This is a genomic window from Kribbella sp. NPDC051137 (assembly GCF_040682535.1).
Taxonomy (GTDB): Bacteria; Actinomycetota; Actinomycetes; order Propionibacteriales; family Kribbellaceae; genus Kribbella; species Kribbella karoonensis.
In genome coordinates, this window is record NZ_JBFBBI010000005.1 from 876845 (window position 1) to 889612 (window position 12768).

A 12768-nucleotide genomic window follows, 5' to 3' on the forward strand; every position below is an offset into this window, starting at 1 on the left:
TCGCCTCCTTCAAGTACGCCGAACTGCGTAAGCGCCGGCCTCGATGTAGCCCCTGTTCTGTTCCCGCCAGACCGCGGTCTCCCGCCAGGCGGGATCCGGAATCGGGCCGAGCATGCCCCACATCCGCAGCGCATACCAGGCCAGCGCGATGGTGGCGGCTCGGGCCAAGTCTTCGTCTGCGCAAACTGGGAGGCCTTGTACGCGACGGTGGTCCGCCATCTGTTCGGGCATGCCCCGCCATCCCGTCCGGGCAGGATCGGAGTTCAACACCTGGGGGTACGCCGCGTCGAAAACCCAGGGCATCCGGCAGGGCTCGAAGTCGATGAGCAGCGCCGGGCTGACCTCAGGTGCCAGAGTTCGCATCAGCACGTTCCCCATGTGCAGGTCGCCGTGGCAGATCTCTGGCTCACAGACACGGTTGACGAAATGCCAGTCTTCCTCGAAGCGCTCAAGTACAGCATCGACGGGACCGGGGGCGTTCCGCTCCCTGCCCAGCACGAGCCAGTCGTGAACAGCGTCGCCGGTCAGGTCGGCGTACGGCGCAACCGCAACCGTGCGTGCGAGGCGCTGGAAACGTACGCCGGCATCCATCAGCAGGTTGAATTCCAGACCACCCCAACCGTCGTGGAGACCGCTCGGCAGACGCTCCATCACAACCCAGCCGACCTCGGTCCCGGCCAGCCGATCGCCTACCGCGAAGACTCGCGGGGCCAGGTCAGGCGCCCGCTCCGGGATGATCGTGGTCCAGAACCGCTGTGTCTCCGAGACGCCGACCTTCAGCAGTACGTCGACGTCGTTCGACCACTGTCCCGTGAAGTACATGCCCGACGTTCCCCAGGGGATCAGCTCCGGAACCGGCGCGGCGAGTTCGGCGAGCGCCGGCTCGCTGTTCACCAGGTCGTGCAGGTACGCGACAGCGTCGGGAGTACGTCGTACCCGTCCGAACTCGTCAAAGACCTCCACCCACCTACCTTGGCATGTACCGGCAGCAATCAGGCTCCGGTGCAGGCCCAGCCTTTGGAGAGCGCGAGTTGGCCGGCTCGCTGCGCCATGACCCACCGCTCCAGGTCGTCCACAGATTCGACGATGGATCGTCTCGTGGTATCGAGCACGTAGGTGTCCCATCGGGGATCTTCCTTGGTCCACGCTGACCATCGACCCCAGGCCATCTCCGGCCAGCTACCGTCGATGATCACCTCAGGCCGATAGCGAGGGTCTGCGGCGTGTCCAAGGTGCCAGTCACTCCAACCGACGAAAGCGTCGACGGCTGCTGGCGGCCACCGACCGTCGTCACGTCGCTCGAGACGCCGCCGTCGCTCCTCGTCTGCGACGCGCACCAGACACACCGCGATGCCGTCGAGTTGAGGCGCGGAGGGCGAGGCCAGAATCTCACCGAGCGGGGACTGCCCAGTCAGCAGAACATCCAGTCCTCGGGCCTGATACTCCAAGGCACGGACGATCCACTGTTCTGTCGTCCGATTTCGCCACTGCGTGTCCGCGTCCTCCGGTACGCCGATCTCGTCGTGGTCATGGATCACGACGCCCGCCACTCGGTCGCCCAACGCGCGCGCCAGGGTCGTCTTACCCGAGCAACTCGAACCAGTCAGTACCAGCAACATCTCATCAACTCTGTCAGCCGAAGGCCGCCCGAGGCACCCCATTTGCTGCAAGGGCAGCAAACATGCCCGCACCCTGCCGGGAACGCCGGCCCGGGCGCGCTCCTCGTTCGGCGCCCGGAGGGAGCTCCTTCCCGTCGTGAGGCGCTCGCGGGAGGCAATGTCGGTGGGGACTGGCAAGGTGATCCACGTGACAGAGACGGTGGTCCCCAGACTGCACCAGTGGATGATCGAGACGCGTGAGTACGAACGGCAGGAGGCACGGCGCGGGAGACGGCATGCCTACCAGGAGCTCGTACCGGAGCGTACTGCGCTGGTGGTGGTCGACATGGTGCCGTTCTTCGTCGCGGAAGGGGACTACGCACGCGGCATCGTGCCGAACATCCAGGAGCTCGCCGGCACCCTGCGTGACCTGGGTGGGACAGTCGCGTGGGTCTTGCCCGGACGAACGGAGATCACCGCGGTGACAGAGGAGTTCCTCGGGGCCGACATTGCGAAGATGTTCAGCGAATCGGGCGGCACTGGTCCGCTGCGGGACCGAGTCTGGCGCGAGTTCGACGTACAAGACGAAGACCTGATCGTAGAAAAGACGGCCGCGAGCGCCTTCTTCCCAGGCCGCTGCGACCTGTCCGACCTGCTCGAGGCGCGTGGCGTCGACACCGTCCTGATTACAGGCACAGTGGCGAACGTCTGCTGCGAGTCAACCGCCCGCGACGCCAGCACCCTCGGCTACCGCGTCCTGATGGTCGCCGACGCAAACGCCGCCCGCCGCGACCAAGACCTCAACGCCACCCTCCATACCGTCTACCGCACCTTCGGCGACGTCCGCCCCACCACCGAAGTACTCAACCTCCTCACTTCCTCAAACCCCACGCATCAGGCACGGCTTGATCCATAAGCGCACTCCGGTAGAGCTGCGCTGCCCTGGTCTGTCCTCCGTCAACTGATGTGCGACAGTCGCCCGCCAGGTGATCTGCGACGGTACGAACGCTCGGACCGCGGCTGATGTCCGTACACTTCCCGCTCCGACTGTGTCGCGGCTTCGTTGGCGCGGCGAGCGATCGTGCGGGAGGCGATGACGTGGATCAGCGCCCACTGACTTTGAGGGCGTCAGAACTGGGAGGTTTGACAAGCGTTCCCAACGACTGGTTAGGCCGGCCGCTGTGACGAGGACGATCGTCGGCGACCGCCAAGCGCTTCTGTTGGGGCTGCTCGACGAAGCCATCTCTGAGGCGGAGCGATATGTCCACTGGAAGGGCCTCGCGACGGGGCTGCCGAAGATCCGGGAACTCGTTGCGAACTTGCCAGTCACCTAGCACTGCCGCGGAAACGAGCTAGACCGCTGGGCGCCGAGCAATGTCGTACGGGTCCCATTCGAGTTTCCAGAAGGCTTCCAGCCCGTTCTCCGCGATGTACTCCCGCTCGATCGCGTAGGTCGGGTACATGCCGACGATCACGATCGGGAGATCGTCTCCAACGTCCACTCGTGCGTCGTCTGGGTCAAATGCAAGAGGAGCGAACACAACGAAGCCGTCAAGTGCCGAGCCCGCGGCCACGGGCTCCCCAAAATTGATCGTGTCGCCGTACCTGAACGGACAGTCGTGCCGCAGTTGCTCGGCGAGGTATGCGATCGCGAGGACCCAGGCGGGATCATCAGACCTCACGCTGATGGACAGCTCCGGACGGCCCAAACGCCACAACTCCTGGCGGGCCAGAGACAGCCCGTAGGTGACGCCGATCAGCAGCCCCTCCTCGAGCATGTCCTGGTAGCCGATTGCGGTCACGCCATGATGGCCGGGTGCGGTCGACTCGATCGGCCAGAACTGCGGCTCAACACCCCCGCTCAGTCCGTCCAGGTGTGCGAGGAATCTCTCGACGCGTGTACTCACGCCGTTATTCTGCCGCCTCCGAAGGCACCCAACTCGACCAGTTGAGAAGCGCGGTCATCGGCAGATCCGTGCGTTGGCCGGTGCCGCTGTGTGTCGCAGATCTGTTGGGCATCACAAGGGCGAGACTCGCTTGTCGCCGTTGCCAGATGCGCGGCGCCTGTCGGCCAGGTGATCTGCGGCAGCGGAAGGCCACGGGTCGAGGCACTGCGTGCATGCTGCTCAGGCGGTCATCCGTTCATGTCGTGGCATCGCCCGCAGCCAGGAGATCGAGCTCGTCGGCTCGGCGGTGGTCCTTGGGGCGGCCTGCGGCTCGGCGCATGCTGATCAGGTCGTCGAGGCGGAGGTAGTGGATCTCCAGGCCGTCGTCCGCGACTGTCCGCAAGCTGCGGGCGAGGTAGTCGGCGACGGGGATCGCGCCCCAGGGAAGCGCGGGAGTGCAACAGTCTCCGCTTGCGGTGGCAGTGGAGAACAACACCTTGGAGCCGAGGAAAGAGGCGGCCTCGCAAGGCACGGGCCGACCGTCCTTGTCCTCCAGGACGGCGGGACCTCCTTCAACCTGGGCGAAAGCCGAGGCGAGCGCGGCGGCGTGGGCAGGATCGCCGTCCCACAGCAGGTCAAGATCGCCCGTGAGGTCGACCGATCCGTGCATGATGCCGGCCACCTGGCCGATCACCGCGACCCGAACGCCCGACCGGTGCAGTGCGCGCAAGAGCGGAAATGGATCAAACCCGATCGCGTCGTCGGTACCGATGGTGCCGACGATGCCATCCGCATCCACATGAGACGCACCGGTGACCACCCGGTCGCGAGTCAGTTCGGCGATCCTGCCAACGGCTATCTCCAACCGTGCCACCGCCGCCGGGTCTCCCAGCGTCACCTCTCCGGGCTCAGTCATCCGGCCATCATCCGTGGTCCCCCAGTCTCGATCCACTGACTTAATCGCGTTGCCGCCCCCCACTCAGCGAGCACTAACTACCATGGGCTCCTATGCCGGTAGAGCCTTGGCCGGACGCAACTCAGTTCGTCAATTTCGTGCGTTGCTCGGAAACGCTCCTCGGCTGGCAATTGCCTCACCGGCGCCCTGGGTCTCCACCGGCATCACCGAACTCAGCGGGCCAGTCAGGACAGGTCAACGCCCAGCATCGAGTACACGAGCATGTCTCGACGTTCCTCCCCCACCTGCTGCCAACTGCGGAGGAGACCCTCTCGCTCAAAGCCGACTCGCTCAGCCGTCCGCTGTGACGCCGCATTCCATGGCTCGACATACAACTCAAGACGCGGAATCCGCAGGCCACCGAGGGCCCAACGGACGACCGCCCCGAGGGCTTCCGCCGCAATCCCTTGGCCACGGGCCGACCCCGCAAGCCAGTAGCCCAACGATGCCCGTCCCTCGTCCCGCTCGTTCAGCCAGAGGCCGACCATTCCCAGCGGACGCCCGTCCTCCACCCGCGCGATGACGAACGGGTACCCGGCCCCAGTAGATGCCCGCTCCCACTGTCGGCGGACGAAGGCTTCGCCCGCCTCCTGTGAGTACGGCGAGGGAATCGTCGTGATCAGCGGGATGTAGCTGTCGCTCGATGCCTCCCGAACGAGAGGCAGGTCATCGAAATCCCACGCGCGGAGCACCAACCTGTCACCAGCAGCCAAATGCGGGACCACCAAGCGGGCACTATCCATGCTCGCAGCCTCCCGGCGACAGCGGCCTCAACGCACTCCAGTTTCGGGGACCGGGTGGGTTCCTGTTCGAGGAGCCGAAGGGGTGATGGGCCGGGGCCAAGAGAGCGGCGAGCATGACAGCTTGCCCTCTCTGCAGTTGTTTCCCGAACACAAAAGCCCAGGTCAGCGGGCTGATCCTGGGCTTTCAGGTGGCGCGCTCGGAGGGATTCGAACCCCCAACCTTCTGATCCGTAGTCAGATGCTCTATCCGTTGAGCTACGAGCGCTGGACAACGTCGAGTAACGATACATGGAGGGGGCGGATGTTTGCCAATCGGCCTGTCGAGGGGCCTCTACGATCCGCGGATGGGACTTGACGAGTTGCTTGGTGGGCGGGATCTGGGGGACGTGAAGAAGGCGGTCGGGTTCGTGATGGAGAACTCGGACGACTTCCAGAAGGTGCTGAATCTGGTGCGGGGGTTGCCGGACGACGCGGTGGGGTTCCTCGGGAAGTTGCCGGAGTTGCTGAAGACGGTCGGGGCGGGGTTGGCGGAGGCCGGGGAGCAGGCGGCCAAGGCGGCGGGGGCACTGGTCGGGGAGGACGGGGAGGGCGGGGCGCGGAAGGCGCTGAGCGGGAGTGCGGGGACGATGCACGCGGCCAAGGACCGGCTGCAGGACGCGGCGGGGATGTTGGCGGGGCTGGCGGGGGAGCTGGACAAGATCCCGGGGATCGGGGACGCGGCGGCGAAGAAGCTGAACGACGGCAGCGGGCAGATCGGCGGGGTCGCGACGGAGATCGAGAGCCTGGCCGGGAACCTGCAGGACCTGTCCGGGATCCTCGCGACGGTCGGCGAGGCGCTCAACGGACTCGGCGCCAAGCTCACGGAGTCCGGCGGCTCGGTCCGGACTCTTCTCGGCTGACGCCTCAGGCCGACCCGGCACACCGGGAAGAACAGCGGGACCGGGGACAGGTCGTGGTGTCGTGGGACAGGCAATTGCCTGTCGCCCGGCACCATCGCCTGTCGCCCGACACCATCGCCTGTCGCCCGACACCATCGCCTGTCGCCCGACACCATCGCCTGTCGCCCGACACCGTCGCCTGTTGCCCGGCACCATTGCTTGTTGCCGGGTGACGTTGCTTGTTGCCGGGTGACGTTGCTGGTTCGGGGAACCGGAGTTCGGTGACGTTCGTCTAACGCGGGGTGTTCGTCGGGTGAGGGAGGACCTCCGCGTGGCTAAGGTCGCGGGCATGGCTAGTCGGCTGGTGCGGGGTACGGCGATCGGGTGCGGTGTGGCCGCGCTGGTCGGCGGCGGGGTCGGGTTCGCGGTCGGCGAGCCGGTGACGCAGGCGGACATCCCGCCGCCCAGGACGCTGCCGAAGGACCTCTGCGCGAAGATCGGCGACGTGTCCAGCCTGTTGCCCAAGGCATCGGCCGGGCCGGTGGCGATGATCCAGGGCGGTACGTCGGACGTCACCTGTCAGGCAGGCACGTCGCGCGCCAAGGTCAGGGCGTACACGTCGGCGAGTGTGTCGGTCACGGTCACGCCGTACGGCGGGCAGGACGCCGGCGCGGGCAACACGCCGTTCACGCCGGCGCAGGTCGCGAAGCGGACGTTCACCCGTTCGCCGCTGAAGTCGTACGACAAGGACCGCCCGTACCCGACGAAGGTCAGCCGGACCGAGAGCGGTCTGGCGGGCGAGTCGTGGAAGGTGCGCGCGCTGGTGCAGCACGCCGACATCGTCGTACTGGTGGAGTACACGGCGAACCCGATCGACGGGGACTCCGCGCAGAAGGCGGCGCTGGCGCTCGCGGACCGCGCGATCTGGGAGAGCAAGTGAGCAACGGCACACCGGAGATCCCCGGCTACCAACTGGACCAGCGGATCCTCCAGCACCCGCTGGCGGAGCTGTGGCACGGACGGACGTTCACCGGGATGGAGATCGTCGCGCTCGTCCTGAGCGAGGACGGCGCCCGGAACCAGACCGTCGTCGACCGGCTGGCCGCCGCGAGCCGCGACGCCGCGCTGGTACCCGGGCAGCAGGAGACCCCGCTGTGGGCCGCCAGCTTCAACGCCGAACGCCCGTACGCGATCACCCAGCTGATCCCGGGCCGGACCGGCGCCGAGCGACTCATCGACCCACTCGACGGCATCGTCGGCAACGACGAGGAGTCCCTGCGCGCGGTCCGTGAACAGCTCAGCCGGTACGGCGCCGTCGCGCCGGCACAAGCACCGACCCCGGCACCAGCACCAGCCAGCAGCATCCCGACGTACGTCGACCGCCCCGCGGACGCACAACAGTCGCCACAGCAGGAGCCGCAGCAGGAGCCGCAGCCGTCCAGGATCGAGATCGCCCGGCAGTACCGCCGCAAGATCGGCCCCTGGGTGTACGCCGTGGTCGCCGTCGCGGTACTGATCGTGTTCACGATCGCGTACTCCGTCGGCACCGCGATCGGCAGCGCCGTCAAGGACAAGCCCACCGATCCCGCAGCCGCCGCGCCCGCGGTCAGCCCGGAGCCGTACCCGTCGCGGGTGCTGATCCCGCCGATCGAGCGGCCGACGACCGCGGCGTACAAGCGCCCGGACGGTTCGGCCGGTGTCTTCGGCGCGACCTACCCGGCGAACGCCGACGTACAGGTGGTCGCGGACGCCGAGCTGCCGTTCGCGTTCGGCTGGCCGCGGCCGCCGGAGGTGGCGTTCCTGGGTGAGTCGTCGCAGCTGATCCTGCGCCGGGTCGTGACCAAGAACGACTACGCGCCGGGCGGGCTGAAGAACGCGATGCGGGCCCAGTTCGCGCTGCACCCGTGCGCGACGCTCGCGAAGTGCCTGGCCGACCGGCCAGCCTTCGACGAACAGTGGACGGCGATCTTCAAGACGACCGTGCCGGCCACCGCGAAGGACGCGCGGACCTGGCTGACGGTGTCGACCGCGACGCCGTACACGATCACGATGACGCGCGCGTTCCAGAGCGGCGGTCACTGGTGGCTGGTCGGGGTGATGGCCTACGGCCAGACCGCCGAGGCACCGGACGTGCAGCGGCTGGTCAACGACATCTGGCGGCAGACCAGCTGAAGTACCGGAAAATCTCCTGGAACGGCCCGCGCATTCCGCGCGGGCCGTTCTCATTTTCACAAGCGACACCGGAAAGCGATTGTCGCGAAAACTTTGTGACCGGGTTCACGTTCTAGGGGTTCTCAGACCCCGGCGAGGTCGCGTAACGTTAGTACCACTTGCACACTGGTATGTATCCACTGGATTTACTGGTCTGCGAGAGATCACACCGCCAGCCAGCTACACCGAACCGCCGGAGACCCCGGCGGCCGGACGCCGTACCCGCCGCTCAGCGTCGAGCGCCGGGACGTCTCCGGACCCGGCAGCCGAGAGGGAATGAGCCGCGAATGACGACGATCGCCAATCCGACCCGGACCAAAGCCGACCACCGAGCCGACACCACCGCCCCCCTCCCGGCGAACGACCGGCAGTACGACCTGAGCGGCGCGCCGACCCGGCACGCGGGCCTGCTGGCCTGGGTGGCCGAGGTCGCCGCCCTCACCCAGCCGGACCGGATCCACTGGGTCGACGGTTCGGACACGGAGTACGCCGAGCTCACCGACGGGCTGATCGCGGCCGGCACCATGGTCCGGCTGAACGACGAGAAGAAGCCGAACTCGTTCTGGGTCCGCACCGACCCCTCGGACGTCGCCCGGGTCGAGCAGCGCACGTTCATCTGCTCGGTCGAGGAGAAGGACGCGGGTCCGACCAACAACTGGGTCGAGCCGAGCGAGATGAAGGCGACGCTGACCGAGCTGTACCGCGGCTCGATGCGCGGCCGGACGATGTACGTCGTCCCGTTCTGCATGGGCCCGCTGACCGCCGAGAAGCCGATGTTCGGTGTCGAGATCACGGACTCGGCGTACGTCGTCGCCTCGATGCGGATCATGTGCCGCACCGGTGCCGAGGTACTCGCCACGATGGGCGACAACGCGCCGTACGTGCCCTGTCTGCACTCCGTCGGCGCACCGCTGCAGCCGGGCGAGGCGGACGTGCCGTGGCCGTGCAACGACGAGAAGTACATCGTGCAGTTCCCGGAGGAGCGGGCGATCTGGTCGTACGGCTCCGGGTACGGCGGCAACTCGCTGCTCGGCAAGAAGTGCTACTCGCTGCGGATCGCGTCCGCGATGGCGCGCGACGAGGGCTGGCTCGCCGAGCACATGCTGATCCTCAAGCTGATCTCGCCGGAGAAGCAGGTGCATTACGTCGCGGCGGCGTTCCCGAGCGCCTGCGGCAAGACCAACCTGGCGATGCTCGACCCGACGCTGGAAGGCTGGGAGGTCGAGACGCTCGGCGACGACATCGCCTGGATGCGGTTCGGCAAGGACGGCCGGCTGTACGCCGTGAACCCGGAGTTCGGGCTGTTCGGCGTCGCTCCCGGCACGGGGTGGAAGACCAACCCGAACGCGATGCGCACGATCGAGAAGGGCAACTCGGTCTTCACGAACGTGGCGCTCACCGACGACGGTGACGTCTGGTGGGAGGGCTACTCGCCGACGCCGCCGGACCACCTGACCGACTGGAAGGGCCGCGAGTGGACGCCGAACAGCGGTGAGCTGTCGAGCCACCCGAACAGCCGGTTCTGCACGCCGATCAAGCAGTGCCCGATCATCGCCGACGAGTACGACGACCCGAACGGGGTCCCGATCTCCGCGATCATCTTCGGCGGCCGCCGGGCGACGACCGTACCGCTGGTGACCGAGTCGCGGGACTGGGCTCACGGTGTCTTCATGGGCGCGACCCTGTCGTCCGAGACGACGGCGGCGGCCGTCGGCCAGGTCGGCGTCGTACGCCGCGACCCGATGGCGATGCTGCCGTTCCTCGGGTACGACGCGGGGCAGTACTTCGACCACTGGCTGACCGTCGGCAAGCAGCACGACGCGGCCCAGCTGCCGAAGATCTTCTACGTGAACTGGTTCCGCAAGGACGAGGCGGGCAAGTTCGTCTGGCCGGGCTTCGGTGAGAACAGCCGCGTGCTGAAGTGGGTCATCGAGCGGATCGAGGGTCAGGCCGACGCGGTCGAGACGCCGATCGGCCGGGTGCCGGCCGCCGGCGCGCTGGACGTCACCGGGCTGGACCTGACCGAGCAGGACCTCGAGATCGCGCTGAACGTCGACGCGGACGAGTGGAAGGCCGAGCTCCCGCTGATCGAGGAGTGGTTCGCGAAGCTCGGCGACACCGTGCCGGCCTCGCTGAAGGTCGAGCTGGACAACCTGAAGGCCCGCCTGGGCTGACAAGCACCAGCCGCCGAGTCGGAAGCCGGCGGCTGGATCAGCGCGGCGCCCCGGATCACCTCCCGGGGCGCCGCGCTGTGCTTTCCGCGAGTACCTGTCGTACTTCGTCGTCGCTGACCTCGGAGAAGTCGCGGTACGCCTGCCCGACCGCGGTGAAGTACTGCGGGAACCACGCGCACACCACCCGGTCCGCCCCGAGTCCACGACAGCTGGCCGCACTGCCGACGGGTACGGCGACGATCACCTGCGCCGGGCGTTGCCGGCGTACCGCCTCCACCGCGGCGCGCATCGTCGTACCGGTCGCGAGTCCGTCGTCGACCAGGACGACGACGCGGTCCCGCACGTCGATCGGCGGGCGGTCGCCGCGGTACGTCCGCTCACGCCGGCGCAGCTCGGCCTCCTCGTCCCGGCGTACCGCTTCCATCGCGTCCGGGTCGACGCCGGTGGCGATCGGCTCGTTGCGGACCACGTACAGGTCCTCGCCGACGCCGGCGATCGCGCCCATCGCCAGCTCCGGCTGCCATGGGACGCCGAGCTTGCGAACGACGAGTACATCGAGCTCCGCGTCGAGGGCGTCCGCGACCGGGGCCGCGACGGGTACGCCGCCACGCGCCAGCCCGAGTACCAGGACGGACCCGGCGACCGGGCCGAGCTCCTCGGCCACTGCACGACCCGCGGCCGCCCGATCCGGGTACGGCCTCCTCATAGGCCCCATGATCCAACTAGGGCATGTCTGACAATCCAGCGCCGTAGCGAGGAGGTGCTCGGTGCGGTGCATCGGCGCGCGGGGGCGAAGGTCTCGATGCGGAGCATCGTGGCCTTTGCCCCCGTGCGGCGAGGTGCCGTGCCGAGTGCCCCGCAGTAGGCGCTGGATTGTCAGACATGCCCTAGGTTGGCCGCATGCGAATCCCGGAGAGCGCACAGGCCGTGCACGAGTCGAACGCCCTCGGGGCAGCGGACATGAAGGTCGGGGTGATGCTTCCGCTCGGTGCCGGGGACGGGCCGGGTGGCGGGATGCCGGGGTGGCGGGACGTCCGCGCGGTCGCCGAGGCGGCCGAGCAGGGCGGGCTGGACTCGGTCTGGATCGCGGACCACTTCCTGTACCGCGACGGCGACGGCCAGGTCTTCGGGATGCACGACAGCTGGACCCTGCTGAGCGCGGTCGCCGCGGTCACCGAACGGGTCGAGCTGGGCAACATGGTGCTCTGCGCCTCGTTCCGGGATCCCGGGCTGACGGCCAAGATGGCGGTCACCCTGGACGAGGTCTCCGGCGGCCGCCTGACCCTTGGCGTCGGCGCCGGCTGGCACGACCCGGAGTACGAGACCTTCGGCCTGCCCACCGACCACCGCGTCGGCCGCTTCACCGAGTGGCTGGAGATCGTGGCCCGCCTGATCCGCGGCGAGACCGTCACGTACGACGGGACCTATTACAAGGTCTCCGACGCCGCCCTGGACCCGGCCCCGCCGCACCGCATCCCGATCCTGGTGGCCGGCCACCGGCCCCGCATGCTCGGCCTGATCGCCCGATGGGCCGACGCCTGGAACACCGCCTGGTACGGCATGCCGTCCGCGACGGTCGAGGAACGCCTGCAGACCCTCCACGAAGCCCTCCAGGCGGCGAACCGCCCGGCCGACACGATGACCACGACGGCCGGCATCCTCGTCCGCGACCCGGACCAACCATCCACAGACCCGAATCCGAACGCGATCCCGGTGGCCGACCTACCAGCAGCCATCACCGCGTACGAGAACCTGGGCGTCAGCCACCTGATCATCTCCCCGGACCCGATGACCCCACGCACGGTAGAACGCATCGCAGAAGCAAAGCGGCCGTTACCCGACTGACCCAGCCACGCGCCCCAACCGGGGGTCCGGGGGCGGAGCCCCGCCGGGCGGGGTCTGGGGGTTGCACCCCCAGAAAGCACCCGACGCGACCTGGTCCGCGCTTTCCGCGGACACAGGTCACGAGAGCGGAGGCGGCGGGATTTGAACCCGCGAGAGGGGGTTACCCTCAACCCGCTTAGCAGGCGGGCGCCATCGACCGGACTAGGCGACGCCTCCTCCGACGGTCCCCAACCGGGGACGCGACGACGGCCAAGACTATCCGCTCGACCGGTCCGCTGCCAAAACGGGCTCCCCCCGGCACGCGGCTCCCCACCGGCCTGCCTCGGCGCGCGGCCGCCCACGGCAGGCGCGCGGCCGGTCGGGAGGAGTCGCCGGGACCCGGGCGCCACGCTGGGTGGCGGTGGCGGCACCTTGGGTGTGTCGGCCGGTGGATGTGTACGCTGGCGGGCATCGACGGGGGTCGCCAGCATCACGTCAA

13 protein-coding genes and 2 tRNA genes are annotated in these 12768 nt (G+C 68.2%); 7 read left to right on the top strand and 8 right to left on the bottom strand.

Going from position 1 to position 12768, the window contains the following annotated elements; all coding sequences use genetic code 11:
- Window positions 1–9: 9 nt before the first annotated feature.
- Entirely contained in the window at window positions 10–894 is an 885-nt protein-coding gene (locus AB0M51_RS30215; RefSeq protein WP_344188994.1) for a phosphotransferase, read from the bottom strand.
- A gap of 98 nt (window positions 895–992) precedes the next feature.
- Window positions 993–1619 carry a hypothetical protein gene (locus AB0M51_RS30220; RefSeq protein ID WP_344188992.1) on the bottom strand — a complete coding sequence of 209 codons (627 nt, stop codon included), beginning with the start codon at window positions 1617–1619 and terminating at the stop codon, window positions 993–995.
- Window positions 1620–1806: 187 nt separating this feature from the next.
- Between AB0M51_RS30220 and AB0M51_RS30225 the strand changes: the two genes are divergently transcribed.
- Both AB0M51_RS30225 and AB0M51_RS30230 read left to right on the top strand, forming a co-directional pair.
- Window positions 1807–2514: an isochorismatase family cysteine hydrolase gene (locus AB0M51_RS30225; protein ID WP_363751457.1), complete on the top strand. Its 708-nt coding sequence runs from the start codon at window positions 1807–1809 to the stop codon at window positions 2512–2514.
- A 265-nt stretch (window positions 2515–2779) separates the two neighbouring features.
- Window positions 2780–2932, top strand: a complete 153-nt coding sequence (locus tag AB0M51_RS30230) for a hypothetical protein (protein WP_363751459.1) — start codon at window positions 2780–2782, stop codon at window positions 2930–2932.
- An 18-nt stretch (window positions 2933–2950) separates the two neighbouring features.
- On the opposite strand, the gene AB0M51_RS30235 is transcribed toward AB0M51_RS30230, so the two are convergent.
- The 4 genes from AB0M51_RS30235 to AB0M51_RS30250 all read right to left on the bottom strand — a co-directional run bounded on the left by AB0M51_RS30235 (window position 2951) and on the right by AB0M51_RS30250 (window position 5447).
- Window positions 2951–3505 (bottom strand): suppressor of fused domain protein, encoded by a 555-nt coding sequence (locus AB0M51_RS30235; RefSeq protein ID WP_363751461.1) that lies wholly within the window; start codon window positions 3503–3505, stop codon window positions 2951–2953.
- A gap of 235 nt (window positions 3506–3740) precedes the next feature.
- Window positions 3741–4400, bottom strand: coding sequence for a hypothetical protein (locus tag AB0M51_RS30240; RefSeq protein WP_363751463.1), 660 nt, complete (start codon window positions 4398–4400; stop codon window positions 3741–3743).
- A 224-nt stretch (window positions 4401–4624) separates the two neighbouring features.
- Window positions 4625–5182, bottom strand: a complete 558-nt coding sequence (locus tag AB0M51_RS30245; RefSeq protein ID WP_363751466.1) for a GNAT family N-acetyltransferase — start codon at window positions 5180–5182, stop codon at window positions 4625–4627.
- 189 nt (window positions 5183–5371) lie between these two features.
- Window positions 5372–5447 (bottom strand) — tRNA-Arg (locus tag AB0M51_RS30250).
- A gap of 79 nt (window positions 5448–5526) precedes the next feature.
- Here AB0M51_RS30250 and AB0M51_RS30255 point away from each other — a divergent pair.
- From AB0M51_RS30255 to AB0M51_RS30270, 4 genes are all read left to right on the top strand, one after another.
- Window positions 5527–6081: a hypothetical protein gene (locus AB0M51_RS30255; protein ID WP_363751468.1), complete on the top strand. Its 555-nt coding sequence runs from the start codon at window positions 5527–5529 to the stop codon at window positions 6079–6081.
- A gap of 328 nt (window positions 6082–6409) precedes the next feature.
- Window positions 6410–7000 (top strand): hypothetical protein, encoded by a 591-nt coding sequence (locus AB0M51_RS30260; protein WP_363751470.1) that lies wholly within the window; start codon window positions 6410–6412, stop codon window positions 6998–7000.
- Entirely contained in the window at window positions 6997–8232 is a 1236-nt protein-coding gene (locus tag AB0M51_RS30265) for a hypothetical protein (RefSeq protein WP_344188988.1), read from the top strand. The genes AB0M51_RS30260 and AB0M51_RS30265 overlap by 4 nt, the downstream gene beginning before the upstream one ends.
- Window positions 8233–8558: 326 nt before the next feature.
- On the top strand, window positions 8559–10445 hold the full coding sequence (locus AB0M51_RS30270) for a phosphoenolpyruvate carboxykinase (GTP) (RefSeq protein ID WP_344188987.1): 1887 nt from the start codon (window positions 8559–8561) through the stop codon (window positions 10443–10445).
- Window positions 10446–10500: 55 nt separating this feature from the next.
- Here AB0M51_RS30270 and AB0M51_RS30275 read toward each other — a convergent pair whose 3' ends face one another.
- Entirely contained in the window at window positions 10501–11151 is a 651-nt protein-coding gene (locus AB0M51_RS30275; RefSeq protein ID WP_344188986.1) for a phosphoribosyltransferase family protein, read from the bottom strand.
- A 194-nt stretch (window positions 11152–11345) separates the two neighbouring features.
- Between AB0M51_RS30275 and AB0M51_RS30280 the strand changes: the two genes are divergently transcribed.
- Complete coding sequence (locus AB0M51_RS30280; protein WP_344188985.1) at window positions 11346–12290, top strand: LLM class flavin-dependent oxidoreductase; 945 nt, start codon at window positions 11346–11348, stop codon at window positions 12288–12290.
- A 126-nt stretch (window positions 12291–12416) separates the two neighbouring features.
- Here AB0M51_RS30280 and AB0M51_RS30285 read toward each other — a convergent pair.
- Window positions 12417–12506: transfer RNA gene (locus tag AB0M51_RS30285), tRNA-Ser, on the bottom strand.
- Window positions 12507–12768: the final 262 nt, after the last annotated feature.

What these genes read in the sequence shown, in the direction of transcription:
- AB0M51_RS30240 (WP_363751463.1), bottom strand. Translation starts at nt 4,400, where the DNA reads ATGACTGAGCCCGGAGAGGTGACGCTGGGAGACCCGGCGGCGGTGGCA.
- AB0M51_RS30270 (WP_344188987.1), top strand. Translation starts at nt 8,559, where the DNA reads ATGACGACGATCGCCAATCCGACCCGGACCAAAGCCGACCACCGAGCC.
- AB0M51_RS30220 (WP_344188992.1), bottom strand. Translation starts at nt 1,619, where the DNA reads ATGTTGCTGGTACTGACTGGTTCGAGTTGCTCGGGTAAGACGACCCTG.
- AB0M51_RS30255 (WP_363751468.1), top strand. Translation starts at nt 5,527, where the DNA reads ATGGGACTTGACGAGTTGCTTGGTGGGCGGGATCTGGGGGACGTGAAG.
- AB0M51_RS30280 (WP_344188985.1), top strand. Translation starts at nt 11,346, where the DNA reads ATGCGAATCCCGGAGAGCGCACAGGCCGTGCACGAGTCGAACGCCCTC.
- AB0M51_RS30260 (WP_363751470.1), top strand. Translation starts at nt 6,410, where the DNA reads ATGGCTAGTCGGCTGGTGCGGGGTACGGCGATCGGGTGCGGTGTGGCC.
- AB0M51_RS30275 (WP_344188986.1), bottom strand. Translation starts at nt 11,151, where the DNA reads ATGAGGAGGCCGTACCCGGATCGGGCGGCCGCGGGTCGTGCAGTGGCC.
- AB0M51_RS30245 (WP_363751466.1), bottom strand. Translation starts at nt 5,182, where the DNA reads ATGGATAGTGCCCGCTTGGTGGTCCCGCATTTGGCTGCTGGTGACAGG.